General features: G+C 63.9%; 19 protein-coding genes. 4 read left to right on the forward strand and 15 right to left on the reverse strand.

The features are described 5' to 3' along the window. Window positions 1-26 precede the first annotated feature (26 nt). Window positions 27-1,487, reverse strand: coding sequence for an IMP dehydrogenase (gene guaB, locus FHS03_RS26355; RefSeq protein ID WP_183443874.1), 1,461 nt, complete (start codon window positions 1,485-1,487; stop codon window positions 27-29). A 127-nt stretch (window positions 1,488-1,614) separates the two neighbouring features. Then, entirely contained in the window at window positions 1,615-2,316 is a 702-nt protein-coding gene (locus tag FHS03_RS26360; protein WP_183443875.1) for a hypothetical protein, read from the reverse strand. A 140-nt stretch (window positions 2,317-2,456) separates the two neighbouring features. Here FHS03_RS26360 and FHS03_RS26365 point away from each other — a divergent pair, with 140 nt between their 5' ends. Further along, a complete protein-coding gene (locus FHS03_RS26365; protein WP_229426454.1) occupies window positions 2,457-3,029 on the forward strand; it encodes a DUF4124 domain-containing protein in 573 nt (190 codons plus the stop codon). 81 nt (window positions 3,030-3,110) lie between these two features. Here the strand turns inward: FHS03_RS26365 and FHS03_RS26370 are convergent, their stop codons facing one another. Further along, entirely contained in the window at window positions 3,111-3,407 is a 297-nt protein-coding gene (locus FHS03_RS26370) for an RnfH family protein (RefSeq protein ID WP_229426455.1), read from the reverse strand. Beyond that, window positions 3,400-3,831, reverse strand: coding sequence for a type II toxin-antitoxin system RatA family toxin (locus FHS03_RS26375; RefSeq protein ID WP_183443876.1), 432 nt, complete (start codon window positions 3,829-3,831; stop codon window positions 3,400-3,402). Before FHS03_RS26375 ends, FHS03_RS26370 begins: the two co-directional genes overlap by 8 nt. Before the next feature lie 83 nt (window positions 3,832-3,914). On the opposite strand from FHS03_RS26375, the gene smpB reads away from it, so the two are divergent. The 3 genes from smpB to FHS03_RS26390 all read left to right on the forward strand — a co-directional run bounded on the left by smpB (window position 3,915) and on the right by FHS03_RS26390 (window position 5,686). After that, window positions 3,915-4,364, forward strand: a complete 450-nt coding sequence (gene smpB, locus FHS03_RS26380) for an SsrA-binding protein SmpB (RefSeq protein WP_176349377.1) — start codon at window positions 3,915-3,917, stop codon at window positions 4,362-4,364. A gap of 105 nt (window positions 4,365-4,469) precedes the next feature. Further along, window positions 4,470-5,135, forward strand: a complete 666-nt coding sequence (locus tag FHS03_RS26385; protein ID WP_183443877.1) for a hypothetical protein — start codon at window positions 4,470-4,472, stop codon at window positions 5,133-5,135. Then, a complete protein-coding gene (locus FHS03_RS26390) occupies window positions 5,135-5,686 on the forward strand; it encodes a FlgO family outer membrane protein (RefSeq protein ID WP_183443878.1) in 552 nt (183 codons plus the stop codon). Before FHS03_RS26385 ends, FHS03_RS26390 begins: the two co-directional genes overlap by 1 nt. A 14-nt stretch (window positions 5,687-5,700) precedes the next feature. Here FHS03_RS26390 and FHS03_RS26395 read toward each other — a convergent pair whose 3' ends face one another. The 11 genes from FHS03_RS26395 to FHS03_RS26445 all read right to left on the reverse strand — a co-directional run bounded on the left by FHS03_RS26395 (window position 5,701) and on the right by FHS03_RS26445 (window position 20,298). Beyond that, window positions 5,701-7,101 carry a DUF1501 domain-containing protein gene (locus FHS03_RS26395; protein WP_183443879.1) on the reverse strand — a complete coding sequence of 467 codons (1,401 nt, stop codon included), beginning with the start codon at window positions 7,099-7,101 and terminating at the stop codon, window positions 5,701-5,703. A 9-nt stretch (window positions 7,102-7,110) separates the two neighbouring features. Then, on the reverse strand, window positions 7,111-8,727 hold the full coding sequence (locus tag FHS03_RS26400) for a DUF1800 domain-containing protein (RefSeq protein ID WP_229426456.1): 1,617 nt from the start codon (window positions 8,725-8,727) through the stop codon (window positions 7,111-7,113). 147 nt (window positions 8,728-8,874) lie between these two features. Further along, window positions 8,875-9,705 (reverse strand): NAD-dependent protein deacetylase, encoded by an 831-nt coding sequence (locus FHS03_RS26405; RefSeq protein WP_183443880.1) that lies wholly within the window; start codon window positions 9,703-9,705, stop codon window positions 8,875-8,877. A 30-nt stretch (window positions 9,706-9,735) separates the two neighbouring features. Continuing rightward, window positions 9,736-10,521 carry a hypothetical protein gene (locus FHS03_RS26410; RefSeq protein ID WP_183443881.1) on the reverse strand — a complete coding sequence of 262 codons (786 nt, stop codon included), beginning with the start codon at window positions 10,519-10,521 and terminating at the stop codon, window positions 9,736-9,738. 10 nt (window positions 10,522-10,531) lie between these two features. After that, on the reverse strand, window positions 10,532-12,490 hold the full coding sequence (locus tag FHS03_RS26415) for an RHS repeat-associated core domain-containing protein (RefSeq protein WP_183443882.1): 1,959 nt from the start codon (window positions 12,488-12,490) through the stop codon (window positions 10,532-10,534). 27 nt (window positions 12,491-12,517) lie between these two features. Then, window positions 12,518-16,348: an RHS repeat domain-containing protein gene (locus FHS03_RS26420; RefSeq protein WP_221208272.1), complete on the reverse strand. Its 3,831-nt coding sequence runs from the start codon at window positions 16,346-16,348 to the stop codon at window positions 12,518-12,520. A gap of 220 nt (window positions 16,349-16,568) precedes the next feature. Beyond that, entirely contained in the window at window positions 16,569-17,105 is a 537-nt protein-coding gene (locus FHS03_RS26425; RefSeq protein ID WP_183443883.1) for a DUF1993 domain-containing protein, read from the reverse strand. Window positions 17,106-17,157: 52 nt separating this feature from the next. After that, entirely contained in the window at window positions 17,158-18,432 is a 1,275-nt protein-coding gene (locus FHS03_RS26430) for a hypothetical protein (protein ID WP_183443884.1), read from the reverse strand. 23 nt (window positions 18,433-18,455) lie between these two features. Continuing rightward, window positions 18,456-18,875, reverse strand: a complete 420-nt coding sequence (locus tag FHS03_RS26435; protein WP_183443885.1) for a DUF4259 domain-containing protein — start codon at window positions 18,873-18,875, stop codon at window positions 18,456-18,458. A 55-nt stretch (window positions 18,876-18,930) separates the two neighbouring features. After that, window positions 18,931-19,851, reverse strand: coding sequence for an SPFH domain-containing protein (locus FHS03_RS26440; RefSeq protein WP_183443886.1), 921 nt, complete (start codon window positions 19,849-19,851; stop codon window positions 18,931-18,933). Window positions 19,852-19,878: 27 nt separating this feature from the next. After that, the gene (locus FHS03_RS26445) at window positions 19,879-20,298 is read right to left on the reverse strand and encodes an NfeD family protein (RefSeq protein WP_183443887.1); all 420 of its coding nucleotides are present in this window, start codon (window positions 20,296-20,298) and stop codon (window positions 19,879-19,881) included. Between the last annotated feature and the right edge of the window lie 86 nt (window positions 20,299-20,384).

Here is a 20,384-nt window from a genome sequence, read left to right on the forward strand (position 1 = left end):
ACCCGCCGCCGGCCTAGAAGGAAGGCTTATTCCGAACGGTAGTTCGGGGCTTCCTTGGTGATCTGCACGTCGTGCACATGCGATTCGCGCATGCCGGCCGAGGTGATCTCGACGAATTCAGCTTTCTCGCGCAGCTCGTCGATGGTGGCGCAACCGCAGTAGCCCATGGACTGGCGCACGCCGCCCACCAGCTGGAACAGGATGGCCAGCACGCTGCCCTTGTAGGCGACGCGGCCTTCGATACCTTCCGGCACGAATTTGTCGGCCTTCATGGTGGCGTCCTGGAAGTAGCGGTCGGCCGAGCCGTCGCTCATCGCGCCCAGGGAACCCATGCCGCGGTAGGACTTGTAGCTGCGGCCCTGGTACAGGATCACTTCGCCCGGCGCCTCTTCGGTGCCGGCGAACATGGAACCCATCATCACGGTCGAGGCGCCGGCTGCCAGCGCTTTCGAGATATCGCCCGAGAAGCGGATGCCGCCGTCGGCGATACATGGTACGCCGGTGCCTTCCAGCGCCGCGGCCACGTTGGCGATGGCGGTGATCTGCGGCACGCCCACGCCAGCGACGATGCGGGTGGTGCAGATGGAGCCTGGACCGATGCCCACTTTCACCGCGTCGGCGCCGTATTCCACCAGCGCTTTGGCGGCGGCGGCGGTGGCGATATTGCCACCGATGACGTCCACGTGCGGGTACTTGGTCTTGATGTACTTGACGCGATCGAGAATGCCTTGCGAGTGGCCGTGGGCGGTGTCGACCACCAGCACGTCCACGCCGGCGGCGACCAGCAGGTCGATGCGCTCTTCATCCTTGGCGCCCACGCCGACGGCCGCGCCGACCAGCAGCTTGCCGTGCTGGTCTTTCGAGGCGTTCGGGTGTTCGGTGGATTTCTGGATGTCCTTGACGGTGATCAGGCCGCGCAGTTCGAAGGCGTCGTTCACCACCAGCACGCGCTCCAGGCGGTGCTTGTTCATCAGGCGCTTGGCTTCGTTGGTGTCGGCGTCTTCCGAAACGTACACCAGCTTTTCGCGCGGGGTCATCTTGGCGCGCACTTCGGCGTCCAGCTCCTGTTCGAAGCGCAGGTCGCGGTTGGTGATGATGCCGACTACTTCCTTGCCTTGCACCACAGGGAAGCCGCTGATGCCATACTGCTCGGTGAGCTTGATGACTTCACGGATCTTCATATCCGGTGGGATGGTGATTGGGTCACGCAGTACGCCGGCTTCGAAACGTTTTACGCGGGCCACTTCGCGGGCCTGGTCTTTCGGTTTCAGGTTCTTGTGGATGATGCCGATGCCGCCTTCCTGAGCCATGGCAATCGCCAGACGGCTTTCCGTCACGGTGTCCATTGCGGCGGACAGCAGCGGGATATTCAGGGAGATATTTCGGGTCAGGCGAGTGCGGAGGGACGTATCGGCAGGCAGAACATTCGAATACGCGGGGACGAGGAGCACGTCATCGAAGGTGAGTGCTTTTTGAAGTAGACGCATAGTACATTTCCTATCGGCGCAAAAGTGAATTATACAGAAGGCCGGGCTTCCTGTCCAAAACCATGTCAGATTTCACTTTGCGCCGGCGCTTTGCGTTTTCGTCCATATTGCGCCTGCAGGTCAAGACTCAGCTGACGCCCTCCTCCTCCACGCTGGTCTCGCTGCCGCTGCCAACCGGCACTTCCCAGGCGCCGCCATTGCCGTCCTCGGGCTGGGGCGCCGCGCCGGGAACATCAAACAGAACCTGCCTCGCGGGCAGCATGCCGACCAAGGCGGCGGGCTTGTTCTCCGCCATGTGCAGTTTCAGCAGCTCGGCGGCTTTGGCCAGGCTTACGTAGAAGGACTTGGCGTACTTGGCGACAAACTGGTCCGAATCGCTCGATGAGCTGAAGTGCAAGATGGGCACGATATGGCGACGCATGAAGTTGATATGGACGCCGCTGGCGGAAAAGCCCGCCATCCTGGCGCAGGTGGCGGCACGCTCGCCTTCCGCCACCGAGCATAGATAGGAGTCCTGGTGGTCCAGCGCCAGCCAGCTGGCGGCGGCACCCTCAACGAAAGGGCCGGGCACGAAGCGTTTCGCCCTATTCACCGGGCCTGGCAGGGTCACGACCGAACAGCCATGGCTCAAGGAGTTGCAGACGTTCACGCTGCCATGGTCAAAGCGGCTGACCGAAATCGGATCGGTATAACCGAAGGGGAAGAACTCCTTATAGAATTGAAGCAGCCTTTCCTTCAACGGCGGAGTGGAGGCGGGAGTCTCGGCGCGAACCGGCGCCGCCTGCAAGCCCAGGGCCAGGCAAGACGCCAACAATGAGGCTAAACGCATGGATACTCCTTTATCCCGGTTGAGAGAAAGCCCGGCCTGCGCCAGACCCTGGCAATTATACAAGTTTGCCGCGCACGCATCGCTCGTTGACAGCCGCCGGCATTCGTGGCGAAATCGGGGGCAGAGTATCTCGGAGAACGATGATGAAATCCACTCCAGGCAAACGGTTTCCCGCCAGTAGACAGGCGTTTGCGGCGCATGGCGCCGCCCTGCTGGCCGCCCTGCTCTGCTGGCCCGCGCTGGCCCAGGCGCAATGGGTATGGCTGAATGAACGCGGCGTCAAGCAGCTGTCCGACCAGCCGCCACCGCCCGCCGTACCAAACAGCCGTATCCTCAAAGCGCCGCGCGGCCAGATGCCGGAGCCGCTGACGGCCGCTCCTGCCGCCGACGAAGCGCCAACCGCCGAGGGAGAAGCCGCGCCGGCGCCGGACAACAAGCCCAGAGCCAAGCCCACGCTCGCCGAACGCAACGCCGACTACAACAAGCGCCGCACCGAAGCGGCGGCGGCCGAACAAAAAACCCGGGAAGAAACCGAGCGCCAAACCGACAACGCCAAGAACTGCGACAGCATCCGCGCCAACCAGCGCGTGCTCGAATCGGGCGAGCGCGCCGCCAACTACGACAAGAACGGCGGCCGCAGCTTCATCAGCGACGAGCAGCGCGCCCAGCAAATCAAGCGCAACCAGCAAATGCTGGCCTCGGGCTGCAAATAAGCCCACTTTTAATGCTGAGCCCGTGTCCGATTGGGGTCTGACCCCAAGGTGGACACGGGCTCAGCTGTCGGCGCGCTGGAGTTAGGCGGGTTTGCGGGCGCGGCGGCGGCGGGCGTCTTTGGGGTCGGCGATCAGGGGGCGGTAGATTTCGATGCGGTCGCGCGCTTGCAGCACGGTGTCGAGGGTCTTTTTCTTGCCGTAGATGCCGACGGCCATGGTGACGAGGTTGATGTCGGGCGCGTCCTGCAGCACGCCGCTCATTTCGATGGCCTGGCCGATGGTCGTGCCTTCGTCCACTTCCAGCGCGCGCAGCAGGGCCGATTCGGGGTGGGCGTAGCAGACGCTGATCTTGATCTTCTCAGCCATATGTTCAGCCATACACCGTCTCGGCGCGCTTGCAGAAGGAGTCGACCATGCTGTTGGCGATCATGCCGAATACCGGGCCGACCACCTGTTCCAGCAGGCGGCTGGAAAATTCATAGTGCAGGTCGAGTTCGACCTTGCAGGCGTCGTCGCGCAGGGCTTTGAAGGCCCAGGTGCCGTCCAGGGTCTTGAAAGGACCGTCGACCAGCTTCATCTTGATCAGGCTGGGCCGGGTGTTGGTGTTGGCGGTCGTGAAATGCTGGCGGATGCCGCGGTAATGGATGCCGACGCTGGCGACCACGCTGTCTTCGCTGCGCTCGCGAATGTCAACGCCACCACACCAGGGCAAAAATTTGGGATAATCTTCGACCTTTGCGACCAGCTCGAACATTTGTTCCGCGCTGTATCCCAGAAATACCGACTTGTGAACTACTGCCATTGCGTAACCGTTTGCTATGATGTTGGATTGCCGCGCCCCGCGCGAAAACCGTAGTTTAACCGACCTGCGCATATTTACCACTCATGACCATTGCCGATAACCGTAAAGCCTTTCACGACTATTTCATCGAGGACCGCTATGAAGCGGGCCTCGTGCTCGAGGGCTGGGAAGTCAAGGCGATCCGCGATACGCGTGTGCAGATCAAGGAAGCCTACGTCACCATCCGCGATAAGGAACTGTACCTGTTTGGCGCGCACATCAGCGCACTGCCGACGGCGTCCACCCATATCCACCCGGAAGCGGTGCGCACGCGCAAACTCTTGCTGCATCGTCAAGAAATCGACAAGCTGATCGGCAAGGTCGAGCGCGCCGGCTATACCCTGGTGCCGCTCAATCTGCACTACAAGGGCGGCCGCGTGAAATGCGAGATCGGCCTGGCCAAGGGCAAGAAACAGCACGACAAGCGCGCCACCGAGAAGGAACGCGACAGCAACCGCGAAATCCAGTCGGCCATGAAGCAGAACCGCCGCTGATCCAAGTGTCGCCGCACGGCCTCAAATCCGGCGGCGACAATTTCCAATCAGAAACATTCATGTTACACTCGCCGGGATGAAGAACTTACCGAGCTGGAGGAAACAATGGATGTGAAAGCCGCTGCTGCCCTGATGGCAGCCTGCGCATTGGCCGGCTGCGCCATGCCCTATTCCCCCGTGCCGGTAGCGACCAATTTCCCGAATACCGAGCAGCCCAAGCTGCAGGCGGCCGCCCACTGGGACGTGATCGCGCGCCATGTGCAGCAGACGCTGTCGAACGACCTGAAAAAAGCCTCGCCACGCCCCTTCTATGTGCCGGAGCCGAAGGCCAACGCCTCCGAGTTCGAGCAGGCGCTGACCAGCCATATCATCACTTCCCTGGTGAATGCCGGCCATACCGTGTCGCTGACCCCGGCCGGCGCCCTGAAAGTGGACCTGAAGGTGCAAGCCGTCACCTTCGCCGCCAATCGCCCGCAATACCGTTACCGCGGCGAAGCGACGGCGCTGGCCACCGGCCTGTGGGTGCTGAGCGATATCGATCCGACCGTGGGCGCCGTCGGCACCGTGGCCGCGCTGGATACCTATAGCTGGTTCCGCGCCAAGTTCGCGCCCGGCGCCACGCCCAAAACCGAAGTGATTGTGACGGTATCGGTCACCGATCAGTACCGCTATCTGGCGCGCACCAGCTCGGCCTATTATGTCGCCGATGCCGACGCCGCCCTGTATAACGGCGCCCTTGTCAAAGAATACAAACTGCGTGGAGACCGCTAATGCGCCCCGTTAAACTCCTGTGCGCCGGCGCCCTGGCCTTGCCGCTGCTGCTGGCCGGCTGCGCCAATCAGCCCAAGGAAGAAGCCAATTACAATACCGTGGCGTCGAACCAGTTCGTCGGCGCCAACTATGCCGCCGCCGACTCCCTGCTGCGCCAGCTGGCAGGCAAACTGCAAGCCGAACAGCCGGTCATCATGGCGACCGTGGTGAATATCGACGCGCTGGAACAGACCTCCACCCTGGGACGCCTGATCTCGGAACAGGTGTCCACCCGCATGGCGCAGGGCGGCACCAAGATGCTGGAAATGAAGCTGCGCAACAGCGTGTATATGAAGCGCAACCAGGGCGAATTGATGCTGACGCGCGAACTGGGCGAAGTGGCGCTGGCGCATAAGGCGCAGGCCATTGTGGTCGGTTCCTATGCCGAGACCAGCGATATGGTCTTCGTCAATATCAAGGTGGTGCAGCCCAACACCAACTATGTGCTGGCCGGCCACGATTATGTGCTGGCAAAAGAAGGCATCGTGCGCTCGATGCTGCTGCAGCGCTAAACCGCCCTCCCCGTCTACAGGAAGCCCAACCTGCGCGCCGACGCGTTGTAATTGGCCAGGTTGGGCAGCAGCGCCAGCAAGGCGCTGTCCGATACGCCCAGCCAGCTCCCCAGCGTTGCCGCATACTGATCGACGGAGGTCGTCGGCAATAGCCGTCCCTGGCCCACATCGTCGGCGCCGTTGTTCGCCACCAGCGGTGGAATGCCGTAGAAGCCGCGCCCTTTCACGGCGCCGCCCAGCACGCAATGCATGCTGCCCCAGCCATGGTCCGAACCGTCGGTATTCACCGTCAGCGTGCGGCCGAAATCCGAGGCGGTAAAGGTCGTCACCTTATCCGCCACGCCCAGCTCCACGGTCGCCGCATAAAAGGCCGACAGCGCGCTCGCCACGCTGCCCAGCAGTCCCGGATGCACGGTGCTCAAGCCATCGTGGGTATCGAAGCCGCCCAGCGACACAAAGAAGACCTGTCGTTTCGCCCCCACGGAACCGGCGGCCGAAATCATGCGCGCCACCATTTTCAGCTGGTCGCCCAGGCTGTTCGAAGCCGGGAAGGCGGTATTGATGGCCGGAGCGCCGGCCAGCGCGGTGTTCAGCGTGGCATTGGCGTCGATGGAGCGCTTGGTGACGCGGGTGTATTCCTGTTCCAGCAGGTGCGCGCGCGGCTGGGTGAGCATGGTCTGCAAGGCGCTGCTGGCGGCGGTGGAACCGAACAGCGGCTTTTGCAGCGCATCGAAGGACACCGGCCCGCTGCTCGACACCTGGTACTGCACGGCCGAGCGTCCGGCCAGGTAGACGGCGTTGCCGGACACGTTCACGCAGGTGAACGTGGCATTGCCGTTGCCGGCCTCGAACAGGTCGCCGATGCGTCCGCCCCAGCCCGAGACCGCGCCTTCCGGCGCCGAGGATTGCCAGATCGATTGCTGGTCGTTGTGCGAAAACAGCTTGGGCGGCAGCGGCACCGACTTGGCCAGATACTGCTGCTTGGTGGTGGGCTGGATCAGCGGCCCGACGTTCAGCAGCACGCCCATCTTGCCCGCGTCGAACAGCGGCAGCAGCGGCGAGAGCTGGGGCGCCAGCGCGTATTGGCGCAGCGCGCCGCTGGAGTCGACCGGAGCGCTGGCGGGATTGAGCAAGGTCGCGGCCAGGCCGTCGCGCGCCAGCGCCAGCTTCGGGCGCAGATTGTAGTAGGCGTTATAGCTGTTGGCGTCGTAAGGCACGACGGTATTGGCGTAGTCGTTGCCGCCATACAGGAAGACGCAGACGATGGCCTTGTAATCGCTGGCGGTGGCGGCTGAAGCCTCGGCCAGCGCGGCCAGGTTCAGCGCCCAGGGCGCGGCCACGCCCGCCACGGAAAGGGCCGACGCCCTTTGCAGAAAGGCGCGGCGCGACGCATTCATCGTGCTCGAACGGCTCATGATGGCTCCTTACTTGAGGACGACGAAATCGGGGGCGGCCAGCGCCAGCGTCAGGGCGGCGCGGATACGGTTCAGGCGCGCCGCATCCGTGCCGCGCGCCATGGCGTTGATGGCGCCCACGATCAGGGCTTGCGATTCCGCGCCCAGCTGGCCGGCGGCCAGCACGGTATTGATCTCGGCCAGCAAGGCGTTGCCGTTTTCGGCCAGCGGCATCAGCGACGCGTAGTCGGCGGCGAGGTCGCCAAGGCGGCCGCCAACGGCGCGCTGCATGAAGTTCACATAGCCGACCACCGAGGTCTCATTGGCGATCTGAAATTCCGGCGCGACCATGCCGGCGCTGGCGATGCCGCTATTGGGCGGCACATAACCGGGGCGGAAGAAGTTGAATACCGAAGGCGAGCGCAGCGGACTTTGTCCCAGCTTGCTGGCCGGGTCGCTGGTATTGCCGACAGCCCAGGCATCGCTGGCCGACTTCACTTCGTAGGCGCGCGCCCAGGCCAGGAAGCGCAGCATGGGTTCGCGCAGCTTGCCCTGGCCCGGCGCCGCCGCATCGCTACGGCGCGCTTCCGGGTCGAGCAGCACGGCCTTGACGACGGCACGCAGATTGCCGCGCGCGCCCGTGCCATCGTTATTGAAGGCGGCCGCCACCCGCCACACATAGGCCGGACTGGGATTGCTGCACACCAGGCGCTGGATCAGCTGGCGTCCAATGAAGGGACCAACGTTCGGGTGCGCATAGATGATGTCGAGCGCCGCGTTCAGCGCGTCGGCCCCGCCCAGCCCCGCCGGCACGCTCTTGCCGAGGAAGCTGGAAGCGCCGCTTTCATGGCGCGCCGCGATCTGCTGCATCGGGCGGCGCAAGAAGTCGGGCGTGCTGGTGTCGCCGCCCGCCAGGTCGAAGTCCCAGCCGGTGAAGATGCGCGCCAGGCCGCTGATGTCGTCCTGGGTATAGGTGTAGAGCGGCGCGCCGACCTTGCCCGTCTGCGGCGTGCCATCCTGGTTCAGCTGCACCAGGCCGATGGTAAACAGCTGCATCAGCTCGCGCGCATAGTTTTCGTCCGGATGGGCGCCCGTCGCCGGATTGGCTTTCCGGCTGCCGCGATAAGTCAGGTACTGGCCCATGGCGGCGCTGGTGGACACCTGGCCCAGCAAAGTGCGGTAGTTGCCGAAGGCGTTCGCTTCCAGCAGGTCCATATACGCGGCGGCGGAAAACTGGCGCCAGCCGGCGCCCACCAAGCCACCGATCGAGGTCACCAGGATTTCGGACAGGGCCAGCGTGACGCGCTGGCGCAGCGTGTCGGACGAGACAAGCAGCTTGCGCCAGACGGCGGGGTCGAAACCCGCTTCCGAGTTTTTATACGTGACGGCGTTGAAGCCCTTGGCCACCAGCCAATCCCAGCGCCAGCCGCTGGCGGGCATGGCAAATTGCGCATCGAGCCAGCCGGCATAGCCCAGCGACTGCACCTGGGCGATCTGGGCGCGGCTGGCGCCCATGCTGGCCTGGGCCAGGAAGCGCGCGGCCTCGGCGTCGGAGACGGCGGCCATGGCGCGGCCGGAAGCGCCCAGCAGGGCGGCGCCGAGGGCCAAGGTGGGGGCGGGGGAATCGGAAAGCACGGTCGCGTTCATGGCGGCTCCAGTACGGCGGGCTGGGTGGGGCGGACTTCCTTGCTATCGAGAAATATTAGCCCAATTCCCGCAACCTGGACAGGGAATTTGTAAGCAGCTGCGACATCGTTGCCGGCCAACCGCGCAAGCTGTCCTGGGCAATCCCGCTTAGGACAGCGCGGCCGCCAAGGCCGGCAAGACCTGTTCCACCGGCTCGCCCACCTTCAGCGCCAGCAAGTGGTCGGCGCGCGTCAGACCGGCATTGATGGCGGCGATCGGCTTGCCGCTTTCCGCCGCCAGTTTGCAGAAGCGGAAGCCGGAAAACACCATCAGCGAGGAGCCGACCACCAGCAAGGCGTCGGCCTGCGCCAGCATGCCGAGCGCCGCCTCGGTGGTGGTCTTGGGGACGTTGTCGCCAAAGAAGACCACGTCGGGCTGCAGCATGCCGCCGCAGCCGGCGCAGTGGGGAATGTGAAAATCTTCCAGCGCCTCCGGCTCCAGCTGGGCATCGCCGTCGGGCAGAGGCTGGGCCAGCGTATCCGCCATCTGCGGATTGGCCTGGGCCAGTTGCCGCTGGATGTCGGCGCGCGCATAGCGCGCCTGGCATGCGAGGCAGACGACGGTGTGGATATTCCCATGCAGTTCAAGCGGGGCGCGGCTGCCGGCGCGCTGGTGCAAGCCGTCGACGTTCTGCGTGATAAGGGAGACGATATGGCCGCCCTCCTCCAGCGCCGCCATGGCGTGATGGGCGGCGTTCGGGGCGGCGCCGGCCAGGGTCGGCCAGCCCACCATGCTGCGCGCCCAGTAGCGGCGGCGCACGGCGTCGGAACGGCGGAATTCCGGCCCCTGCACGGGCAGCCTGCCGCGCCGCGTGCCATCCTTGTCGCGGTAGTCGGGTATGCCGGAAGCAGTGCTGATGCCGGCCCCGGTCAGGGCCAGCACGCGGCGGTGGCGGCCCAGGAACTGGGCCAGGCCGGCAATCTGTTCGGATCGATTCATGAACGGCATCCTAACACCGTTCGCGGATCGCTAACCGGCGCAGGGCTTGAAGTTGACGCCTTTGATATCGGCTGCGGCCAGCTTGGTGTACAGCTCCCGCGTCACCAGGAAGGCTTGGCTGGCGCTGGCGCCGCTGCCGAAATACTGCGCTGACTTGAAGGCGGCGGCAGGCGCCGTCTCCGGCCGAGGATGGAAGCCCTTGACCGGCGGCAGATACTTGGGCCGACCGCAGCAGTTGCAGGTCGTCGCGGCGAGATGCGACAGATCCAGTTCGGCTTGCGCCTGCACGTCCAGTTGCACTACCGAATCGAGCGCGGCGCCGCTCTTTTGCAGCAGCACCGGCCGGCAGGCGATGCCGAAAGGCTCGAACAGCGCCGACCACACTTCGGGCTTGACGAAGTATTCATCGAAGACCCAGTTCAACTGCAGCACATCGTTCTTGCCCCACACCGGCGCCTTGGCAAAGCGGAAGGGCTGGATCTGGCGCTTGCCCGCGCCGCAGGCCTCGCAGTAGCCGCTCAAGTCGTAAGTCGCGGCCAGATAGCCGCGATCCTCGGACGGTTCCGGATAGCCATGATGCCAGGCCGGGGCCAGCGCCAGGTACTGCGCGCCTTTCAGCTCGGCGGCGCTGAACTTGGTGCTGACGGTATCGACGGCGCCGAAGCGGCGCGCCAGCGCCTCGACCGCAGGCCAGCGCGCATCGCTTTCTTCAATCTGGAAAGCGGCAAAACCGGTTTCCAGCTCCACGCCGGCGGCCAGGAAGGCTTGTCTTTCCGCTTCCTCAACCGCCAGCCCAATGCGGTGCATGATCTTCATAAACTCGCTATTACAAGCCCAAGGCTTTCAAGATTTCCGGATAATTTTTGTAAATTTGCTTGGCTGCCGATTCCACCTGGTCCTTGGTCGCGGTCGCCGTGCCCTCGCCGTAAGGAATCAGCTTGCGCCACGCATTGGTGAACGCCTGGTGCTCGGCCTCGGTCAGCGCAATCGACTTCATCTCCTTTTCGGCCACGCCCAGCACGCTGGCGAAGCGTTTCTCGATCAGGTGGTGGGCTTCCAGGCCGGTGCCGGCGGTCAGCTTTTTCAGATCCTTGTACGACTGGATGCCGTAGTTGGCTGCCTTCTGGAAGCCTGACAGGCCGTGCGACACCGCGCGCGCCGCGCCTACCGCATGTTCAGTCGCACGCAGCGCCTTGAAGGCCTGGCCCACGCCGGGAACCGGGCTGGCGACGCCGACCACGCTCAGGCCGACATCGACCATGGCCGCGCCCACACCCACGCCAGTATAAACGGCCAGCCCCAGCTTGCCCAGGTCGTAGACGAGGAAGGCAACGTCGAGCGGGCTATGGCCGTCGGGATCGACGAAGCGGTAGGGATTGTTGTTGGCATAGGCATAGCGGTTGAAGCTGTGCACATCGGCCGGATCGACCGTGGCCGGATCGATGCCGTAGAAGCGGCCCAGTTCCGGATTGTAGTAGCGCGCGCCCATATAGCTTAAGCCGGTATTGCCGTCATACGGCTTGCCGGCGAACCAGAGCTTGTTGCCGCTGGCGGCGGCTGGCTTGTTCAACTGCTCGCCATAGGGACGGTAGTTCTCCTTCCACACTACATTGCCGTTGCTGTCGGTGGCCAGCATGGGGGTACCCGCCACGTCGTTGTGGAAGAAGGTGGTGCCATTGACCGAAGGCGCAGCCACGCTTGCGGTTTCGTTATAAGTCTTGCTGCCGCCCGCGCCGGTAGCCGTCCAGACGCAGCTTAGCGTCTTGCCCGCCCATTCGGCGGCGGCCACGCCCTGCATGCTGCCGCTTGGGCTGACGTTGGCGCTACCCACCGCGCCGATGCCGTTCACGCTGCAGCTATACGATACGGTGGTGGCGTTGGACGAATTCCAGTTGACGGTAAACGCCGCGCCCGGCGCCAGCGGCGATGGCGTGCGGCCGACCGAGATGGTCGGGGCGGCCGGCGGCGTGCCGCCGCTGACGCTGACATTCACATTCGGCGAGGTGTCGCCAAACCATTCGACATACTCGCGCAGCATGCGCCACTGGAAGCCGTAGGCGCCGGAACTCGGCGGCGCCTTGACGGCAAAGCTGAAGGTCGCGTTCTGGCCCGGCGCCACCACGGTCGGCACATCGACCCGGCTCATGCCCCAGGTGGCGCTATCCTGCGGATTTTGCGAACCGAGTTTGTACGCGGTGGCCGCGGTCCAGGTGGCCGTGCCAATATTTTTGAACGTGACGGAGACATTGTAGGTGCTCCCCGCCGTCATCGACGCCGGCACGCTGTGCGAAACAAACTGCGCCTGGTTCGGCGGCGGCGGATTGACCTGCACCGCCACATTCGGCGTCATTTCACCGAACCACTCCACCGCCTCTTGCACCATGCGGCGCTGGAAGTTGTAGGTACCGGCCGTGGCAGGCGCTTTGACGTTGAAGGTAAAGGTGTATTGCTGGCCTGGCGCCACCGTGGCGCCATTATCCATGAAGGCGCGGCCGCCGTCCCAGCCCTGGTTGTCCTGTGGATTTTGCGAGCCCAGGCGGTGCATGCTGGCGGCGGTCCAATTCTTGCCGCCGCTATTTTTCAGCGTCACCGAAACGCTATAGGTCTGCCCCGCCGTCATCACGGCCGGCACATTTTGCGCGACGAATTGCGCATCGTTGACCTGGGCTTGGACCGGTGACAGCAGGCCGCCCAGAATCAGCAACAACAGCAGGCTCAGAGCCTGGACTCCCAGTTTTCTCCAGCAATGAACAAACCAGGCAAACGGATTGAGTGGATATGTCATGAACGTTTTCTCTTATGCGTTGGCCGATCAGGGAGTAACGGTTTGGGCGATGCGTTTGCCGCCCAAATAGAAGTACTCGATCAATTTATTGGATTGACTCGGCGTGAATTCGATCAACTGGTTGCCGTGCGAGCCGTAGATCTCATAGGACTTGACGCCAGCCTTGTTGACCACCAGCCGGCGGTTCGCGCCGTCGTAGCTGTATTCGGTCTTCAGGGCCGCATTGGCGCAGTTCACGCAGCGCAGATTGGGCATATCGTCATAGGTGTACGCATTGCCCGAGGCCGTGCTCACATTGCCATAGGCGTCGTAAGTGAAGCGCGTCGAGCGTTCGCCGGAGATGCTGTCGAGACGATTGGCGCCGTCGTAGCTGTAGTTCAGCGCACTGGAACCGAAGGTCTGGCTCTTGATATTGCCGGCGCCATCGTACTGGATGCTGCCGGCGCCCCAAGGGCCGGCAATGCCGGTCAGGCGGTTGGCGCCATCGTAGCCCAGGGTGCGGTTATAGCCGCCGTCCACGCTGTTGCGGATCGCGGTCAGGTTGCCGACGCCATCATAGTCGTAGCTGTTGTCGAAATACGTGGCGCTCCCCTTGACCGTGCTGAAAGAGCTGGGCCACAGGCGGGCATGCTGGCGATAGGTGCTGCTGGTGCCGTTGGCATAATTGATCTGGCTGATCTGGCCGGAAGGCCAGTAGCCGATACCCGTCACATAACCGGAAACCTGGGTCGGCCGGCCTAGCACATCGGGCGCGAAGGCAACCACCCGGCCCGAGCGCGGATAGGTCATCGAGTCCAGTTGGTCGTTGGCATTGTAAGCATAGCCGGTGGTGAAGGTCAGGCCGTCGACGCTCACGCTTTCGCTGCCCAGATTGTCGTTCGCGTCATAGTCGTTGACGCGATTGCCGGCGCTGGAGGAGATGGTCTTGATCTTGTCGGTCTTGGTGTAGGTATAGCTGACCGCCGGCGTGCCGCTTGGATAGGTGGCCGTCTTGACGCGGTTGCGGCCATCGTAGGCGAACGTGACCTGGCCGGAGGAACCCACCTGGCGGCTGGTCATATTGCCCGCCTCGTCGCGGCCATACGTGGTGGTGCCCGTTTCCGGATTGGTGACCGAAGTCAGATAGTAATTGCCGTTATAGCCGTAGCTGCGCGTCAGGCCACCCTGGCTCACGCTGGTGCTCAGGTCGCGCGCATTGCGCGCCACGCTGAGGTTCATCGCCGGTTCGGCCGCCACCACGCCCATCAGGAACAACTGCTGCAGATTGCCGTAAGCGCGGTACTGCAGGGTGGTCGAATTATTGCGTTCGTCCACCACGGTCTTGTCGACGCCGACGTAGCTGATGGTCTGCGAACTGCCGTCCGCGTTCGAGACGCGGATCGGGCGGTTCAGGATATCGTACTGGTAACCGGTTCCCGCCGAGCTGCCCGGATGCGATTCGAAGGTCTTGCGGCCCAGCGCATCGTAGCTGTAACTGCGCGTGACGCCGCCCAGGGTCACGCTCTGCGGGCGGCCAAAGCCGTCATACACGGTGCTTTCCACCAGGCCGCCGCGCGTCATGGTCTTGCCGTTGGCGCTGTAGGAAATGCTGGTGGCGTTCCCGCGCGGATAAGTGATCGACGTCATCCGGTTCATGGTGTCGAAGCCATAGCTGCGGGTCTTGCCCTCGCCATTGGTTTCCGACAGCAGCGCGCCGGCGGCGCTCACCGTGCGCGTGATCTGCACGCCTTCGGGCTGGGTCTCGCTTTGCGGGATGCCGCGCTTGTAACTCGCATAGCTGTGCACCAGATTGCGCGGGAAGGTGGCGCTGGCCACATTGCCCTGGCTATCGTAGGTATATGAAGTCTTCACGCCGTCCGTGGTCACGGACAGCAGATTGCCGTTGCCGTCGAAGCTGCGCGTGGTGGCGCTGCCGGCGAAGCTTTCATCCTTGACCAGCTTCAGGATCCATTTGCCCAGGTCCTTGTAGTAAGCCACGCTGGTGCTGCGGTTGCCGCCGCGCGGCCCGGCCTCGGTGATCGTGCCGGGATTGCCGTGGGCGTCATAGTTCGCATAGCTGGTGCTGAAGCTGACGCCATTGAGCACGATGGTCTTGCTTTGCAGGTCGGGAACCAGGACCTGGTCGTCGCTGATGCGCAGCCGGCCGGCGACTTCCTGCGTGTCGGCCGTGGTCAGCACGCGCGGCTGGTACACATAGCTTTCGCGGTAGCTGTCGCCTAGGGCGAGATCGACCGGCAGGCCTATCTTCCATGCACCCGGCTTGGCGGCGATGCCGCAGTAGGTGTTGTACTCGGGGCGCTTGGTGTTGCAGACGTTATGCCAGGCCGGAACGGCGGCCAGCGCGGTCGGCGTGAAGTAGCCCAGACCGTAGAAACGGCGCACCTCGCGTCCCGCCGGGCCATCGATGGTGACGGTGTCGAAACTGCCCTCGGGCACATTCTTCGAGATCGGCCGGTCATAGCTGTATGTCCAGACACCGCCATCGCTGGTGCGGCGCTCCAGCACGTCGGGCTGGCCCCAGGCCATATGCGCATTTTCGAGGATGTAGTCCCAGGTATCGAGGTACTCCTCGCTTGGTGGGCTCGACCAGCCTTCCAGCGCGTACGTGGAATATCCCTCGGCCGGGAAGTCGAAGAAGGTGCGGTAGGTGTAGCTGCTGGTGCCGCCGGTGGGCAGGGTGATCGTCTTCAGCGGCTCGAAATCGCACAGCATCAGGATGCCGGCGGCATTCGTCGTCGGGCAGCTGTCGGGATAGCTGAAAGCGTAGGAGGTGCCATCCGGCTGGATCACCTTGGCCAGTTGCCCGCCCACGTAGTAATAGCTGCCGATGCCATTCGGATAGCGGTGGTATTTGTAAGCCCGGGGATGATATTCGAAGCGCCAGACCGCGCCATCGGGTCCCTCCACGCTTTGCAGCCGTGGACTACGCCAGGTATCGCGGTTGCCGCAATTCGGTTCGCCAAGGTCATAGTTGAACTTGATGACGCGGCCATCGCTCGCGCTGATTTGCGACGGCAGGCGCACGGTGGTCGTGCCGTTGGACTGCAAATCGAAGCAATGCTGGCGCGTCACCGCCTGATAGGCGATGTCGTAGTAGTTCCCGTTGCGGTCGGTGACGCGGGTGGTCTGGTAGGTGGTCTGATTCTGGCCAACCTGCAGTTCAGGGAAGCTATGTTCGCTCTTCATGCCGAGGCGGTAGCTGCCGCCGTCCGGACTGCGCAGCACATGGGTATTGCTGGCGTAGTCGCAGCTCAAGCGCCAATGGTTCTTGGTCTCATAAATACCCGAGGCCATGAAGTAGAAGGATTCGGAACGGCCGCCGGCCGTCTGCAGGATCACCTGGCGGCCAACATACAGCGGCGAGCCGCTGGAGGCTTGGCATGCGTCGGGGAAGGCGCCCGCGTCGTTGGAATAGCTGAACACCACCAGCGGCGCCACGTCGAGCTGCCAGGGCGCATGGCCTGCGGTCGAAAAAGCCGCCTTGCTGTCGACCGCCGGACTGCTGCTGCCATAGTTGGACAGGCCTTCCATCTTATAGGTCCAGCCGACGTTGATGTCCTGGCCGCCGTTGCCGGGCACCGTCAGCGCTTCCATCCTGACGGTCAGATTGCCGCTGTACGGATCGACCACTTCATGAAAACCACGCGCCGCGGCGCGGCCGCCATACTGGCTCTGCAAGCCGGCATGCGCGGTCAGGGTATTGCTGGGCAATTCGTCGCCCGCCGCCAGTGCCGCGGCGGCTTTTTTCTGCGCCACGACCGGCGGTTTCGGCGCCTTGGCCGTCTGGGCCTGTGCCGCCGCCAGCGTCAGGCTGGCCGCCAGCATCATCATCGTCTTGGTATATCGCGGATGCTTCATCCCGCCCCCTTTTTATTAGAACCCGGCAGCAAGCGGCATAGGCGCCAAACTTGGTTGCCCGAAATGATTTACTAAAAGATAACTCGGGGCGAATATAGCATTTCAATTTGATAATTTCAATTAGGAATTATCATGGTTTTAGGAAATAGCCAAGCGCCGCCGCGTCGGCGATGGCGCGGCGCTACTGGGGCAACACGAAATGGAAGCGGGGCGTGAAGGTTTATAGAAAACGGAATCCGGCCGGGTAGGCATGGTAGCCGTCGAAGTCCTGCTTGCCGACCGGCAGGCCTTCCTTGCGCAAGATCGCATAGGCCATGGCCAGGTGGAAGAAGAAGTTGGGCAAGGCATAGCGCAGGACAAATTCGGCGCCGTTGAAGCTGGGCGAGGCGCGGCCGGCGACCGTGCTCAGTTCGCGCCGCGCGCCGGCGTTCATTCGCTCCGCATCGACGGCAGCGAGAAAGGCGCGCACCGCGCCGATCCGCTCATGCAGCTGATGCCAGCCGGCGTCGCCGCCGGCCAGTTGCGGCGGCTCGATCTCCAGCAAGGGACAGCAGGCGCGCACCGCAAAACCAGCGGCGATCTGCACCTGCTGGGCAAAGGCGAACATGCCCTCGGCCAGGGCGGCATGCAGCAATGAACCGCCGCGCGGCCGCCCGGCTTCGTGCTGCTCGGCGAGCGTCACCAGGGCGTCCAGCCGCTCCAGATAGTGCAGGAATACCGGCACCGAGGCCGCATGCAGCGTCAAACCTTCATCCATTGGCAAATTGGCTTGTCGCTCATCCAGTGGGGCGTTGGGCAAAGCGGCTCCTTCAAGGCTTGGCGCCCGCCGCGTCGGGGCGGTAGCGCAGGGTGTTCAACAGGGTGTTGCTCATATCAATTTCGCTCAGCGCCTCGCCGGTCACGCGCAAGAAGCTGCGTTCGCGAATGCGGGTGATCTGCCCGATCAGGAACTCGGCAGGCAAGGTGGCGGCGGCGATCTCTGCCGGCTGCACGTTCTCGTAGCGGCCGTAATGCTCGTAGACCTCGATCAAGCGCTGGCGCATGCCGGCGTCGTCCAGCCTGGGGCGGGAATTCTGCGCTTTGCCGCCGGCCGATGGCGATGCCGGCAATTCGTCCAACTGTTCGCGCAGGGTGGCAAAGCTGGTCTCGCGCAGCTGCGGCTGGATCTGTTCATAGAACTGGCGCGGCTTGCCTTCGAGCTGGCGCGGATCGAAGGCCAGCAAGGCATCCCTGCCCTGCGGGCCGCCGCTGCGCAGCAGGAAGCTGAGCGCGCGCGAAAAGGTGTCGGCGTCGCGGTTCGCTTGCAGCAGCGCCGCCACAGCCGGCACGCTGTCGGGCGAGCCGGTCCAGATCAGGACCTCCAGCACCTTGTTCGCGACGCCGGCATCGCCCAGCAAGGCGCGCAGATGGGCTTCGCCGGCGCGGCCATACTGGCCGTACAGGAAGACGCAGACCGAGGTCTCGTCAAGCGTGAAGCCTTGCTGGGGAATAAAGACCGTGACCTTCCCGCGCAGGAAGAATTTATCGATCAGCGGCAGCAGGCGTGCATCGCGTTCCTGCGCGCTCAGATGGACGAAGCGAAATAGCTGCGCGCTGTTTTGCGCAATGGCGGGATCGCTGGCGTCCAGCGCCAGCAAGGCCTGCATCGCCAGCGCGCGGTCGGCAGATTCGCCCAATTGGCGCAGGAAGTAGCCGCTTTCCAGCAGCAGCAAGGCCTGCGGTCTGGCCTTGCGCAGCTCGGCGGCCAGCTCGCGCCGCAGCACGGGCAAGGCGGCGCTGCGGTTGTCGCCGAAATAGCGCCAGTTGTTATCGAGCTGGCGGCGCTGCACTTGCGCGGCCGCCTCGCCGCCAGCCAGCGGCAACTGGCGCAGCGCGGCCAGACGGCGGCCGGTTTCCTGTTCCGCCACGGCGCTGGATTGGGTCGGGATGGGTGTATCCGCGACGCCGGCTTGCCAGCCTGCGGCGGGAAGGCGCGCGGCCCCCGCGTCTTGCGCAGCGACGGGACCCGACGCGGCCAGCGCCAGCGCCGCCAGCGCGAATACCTGCATCGCGCCGCGCGGGCGCTGCCTGTTGCGTGCTGCCATGGCTATCCTCTCGCGTTGCGGAATCAGGACGCCAGGCGGGCCTTGATGCCTTCCACCGAGGCGCGCCAGTCGGCATATTCCTCGGCCTCTTCCCACAACTGGCGCAGTTCGGAAGCGTCGGACAGCACCAGGTCCAGCACGCGGCCGGCCTTTTCCACCAGGTCGGCGCGGTGCTTGTACTTGGGACGCACGGCCGTTACCCACTCATCGACCTCGCTGGTGTCCTCGTCAGCCGGAGCGCCCTTGCCTTCCAGGCGGGCCAGGGTCTCGGCGGCGGCAATGCCTTCCTCCCCAAATGGCGCTTCCAGCTCTTGCGCGCCCTCGCTGGCCAGCACATTGCCCAGCGTCTCTTCGATGAAGTACAGGTCTTTCGATTCCTGCAGATCCTCTACCCAGTCCTGCGCGCAGTCATTGCCGTAAGGTCCGATGGCCCAAGTTCCCATAGCTGTCTCCGATTAAAGCCGCATTGTAGCGCCGCCCCGGCGGCGGCGCACAGGATTACTTCTGGGTCTTCACCACTTGCATGGCGGTGGCGATCAAGCCGCTCATGTCGCCCATATTGGCCGGCACGATCAGCGAGTTGTTGGTCTTGGCCAGCTTGCCGAAAGCGTCCACATACTGCTCGGCCACTTTCAAATTCATCGCCTCCTCGCCGCCCGGCTCCTTGATCGCTGCGCCCACCTGGCGCAGCGCGCCGGCGGTCGCATCGGCGATCGCCACGATGGCAGCGGCCTCGCCCTGGGCACGGTTGATCGCGGCCTGCTTCTCGCCTTCGGAACGGGCAATATTGGCTTCGCGTTCGCCGTTGGCGATATTGATCTGTTCCTGCTTGCGGCCTTCGGATGCCGCGATCAGGGCGCGCTTGCCGCGTTCGGCCGTGATCTGGGCCTGCATCGCGTGCAGGATTTCGGTCGGCGGCGTCAAATCCTTGATCTCGTAACGCAGCACCTTCACGCCCCAGTTGGCGGCCGATTCGTCGATGGCGTTGACCACCGTGGTGTTGATGTGGTCGCGCTCCTCGAAGGTCTTGTCCAGCTCCATGCGGCCGATCACGGAACGCAGCGTGGTCTGGGCCAGCTGGGTGATCGCGGCGATGTAGTTGGACGAACCGTAGGAAGCGCGCATCGCGTCCGTCACCTGGAAGTACAGGATGCCGTCCACCTGCAGCTGGGTATTGTCCTTGGTGATGCAGACCTGCGGCGGCACGTCGAGCGGAATCTCTTTGAGCACGTGCTTGTAGGCGATGCGGTCGATGAAGGGGATCACGATATTCAGGCCCGGACCCAGCGTTGAATGGTATTTGCCGAGGCGCTCCACCACCCAGGCATGCTGCTGCGGCACCACATTGATGGTCTTGAAGACGAAGACCAGGGCCAGAACGAAGAGAACCAGCGTCACGCTGCCAAAGGTAATTTCCATATGTACCGCTCCTTGTAAAAACTCAAATCAGACGCCGACGATCAGCCGGCTGCCCCTTACTTCATGAATCCGGAATATGCCAGGCGCCGCCACGGCGCCGGCTTCCAGTTCCACATCCCACAAGGCGCCGCGGTACATGACGCGCGCCGTGTGGTCCTGCCATGCCGTCACGTGCACGGTCTGGCCGACATCCATATTCACGTTCGGATCGGCCGCCGCATCGACCTTGGCGCCGCGGCCAAAACGGCTGCGGCGCAACAGCAGCGTGGCGATCACGCCGACCACGGCGGCCACCAGCACCTGGACAGGCGGCTCGGCGCCCGCCAGCGCCGCCAGCGCGCCGCTGGCCAGGCCGATGGCAATCATCAGCAAATAAAACGTACCGCTCAGCAGCTCGCAAGCCACTACCACGGCTGCGGCCAAAAGCCAGAATCCCCAGTTAGCCATGGGCTTTTCCTTTCACACAAATATCCGAAACAAAAAAACCCCACCGCCTATACTGGGCGGCAGGGTTCAGCGGAATGGTGCACAGC

Source organism: Pseudoduganella violacea, from assembly GCF_014191875.1.
GTDB lineage: Bacteria > Pseudomonadota > Gammaproteobacteria > Burkholderiales > Burkholderiaceae_D > Rugamonas > Rugamonas violacea_A.

Bases quoted from the DNA above. Each gene is read 5' to 3' on its own strand.
- guaB (WP_183443874.1), bottom strand. From the start codon at position 1,487: ATGCGTCTACTTCAAAAAGCACTCACCTTCGATGACGTGCTCCTCGTC.
- FHS03_RS26360 (WP_183443875.1), bottom strand. From the start codon at position 2,316: ATGCGTTTAGCCTCATTGTTGGCGTCTTGCCTGGCCCTGGGCTTGCAG.
- FHS03_RS26365 (WP_229426454.1), top strand. From the start codon at position 2,457: ATGATGAAATCCACTCCAGGCAAACGGTTTCCCGCCAGTAGACAGGCG.
- FHS03_RS26370 (WP_229426455.1), bottom strand. From the start codon at position 3,407: ATGGCTGAACATATGGCTGAGAAGATCAAGATCAGCGTCTGCTACGCC.
- FHS03_RS26375 (WP_183443876.1), bottom strand. From the start codon at position 3,831: ATGGCAGTAGTTCACAAGTCGGTATTTCTGGGATACAGCGCGGAACAA.
- smpB (WP_176349377.1), top strand. From the start codon at position 3,915: ATGACCATTGCCGATAACCGTAAAGCCTTTCACGACTATTTCATCGAG.
- FHS03_RS26385 (WP_183443877.1), top strand. From the start codon at position 4,470: ATGGATGTGAAAGCCGCTGCTGCCCTGATGGCAGCCTGCGCATTGGCC.
- FHS03_RS26390 (WP_183443878.1), top strand. From the start codon at position 5,135: ATGCGCCCCGTTAAACTCCTGTGCGCCGGCGCCCTGGCCTTGCCGCTG.
- FHS03_RS26395 (WP_183443879.1), bottom strand. From the start codon at position 7,101: ATGAGCCGTTCGAGCACGATGAATGCGTCGCGCCGCGCCTTTCTGCAA.
- FHS03_RS26400 (WP_229426456.1), bottom strand. From the start codon at position 8,727: ATGAACGCGACCGTGCTTTCCGATTCCCCCGCCCCCACCTTGGCCCTC.
- FHS03_RS26405 (WP_183443880.1), bottom strand. From the start codon at position 9,705: ATGAATCGATCCGAACAGATTGCCGGCCTGGCCCAGTTCCTGGGCCGC.
- FHS03_RS26410 (WP_183443881.1), bottom strand. From the start codon at position 10,521: ATGAAGATCATGCACCGCATTGGGCTGGCGGTTGAGGAAGCGGAAAGA.
- FHS03_RS26415 (WP_183443882.1), bottom strand. From the start codon at position 12,490: ATGACATATCCACTCAATCCGTTTGCCTGGTTTGTTCATTGCTGGAGA.
- FHS03_RS26420 (WP_221208272.1), bottom strand. From the start codon at position 16,348: ATGAAGCATCCGCGATATACCAAGACGATGATGATGCTGGCGGCCAGC.
- FHS03_RS26425 (WP_183443883.1), bottom strand. From the start codon at position 17,105: ATGGATGAAGGTTTGACGCTGCATGCGGCCTCGGTGCCGGTATTCCTG.
- FHS03_RS26430 (WP_183443884.1), bottom strand. From the start codon at position 18,432: ATGGCAGCACGCAACAGGCAGCGCCCGCGCGGCGCGATGCAGGTATTC.
- FHS03_RS26435 (WP_183443885.1), bottom strand. From the start codon at position 18,875: ATGGGAACTTGGGCCATCGGACCTTACGGCAATGACTGCGCGCAGGAC.
- FHS03_RS26440 (WP_183443886.1), bottom strand. From the start codon at position 19,851: ATGGAAATTACCTTTGGCAGCGTGACGCTGGTTCTCTTCGTTCTGGCC.
- FHS03_RS26445 (WP_183443887.1), bottom strand. From the start codon at position 20,298: ATGGCTAACTGGGGATTCTGGCTTTTGGCCGCAGCCGTGGTAGTGGCT.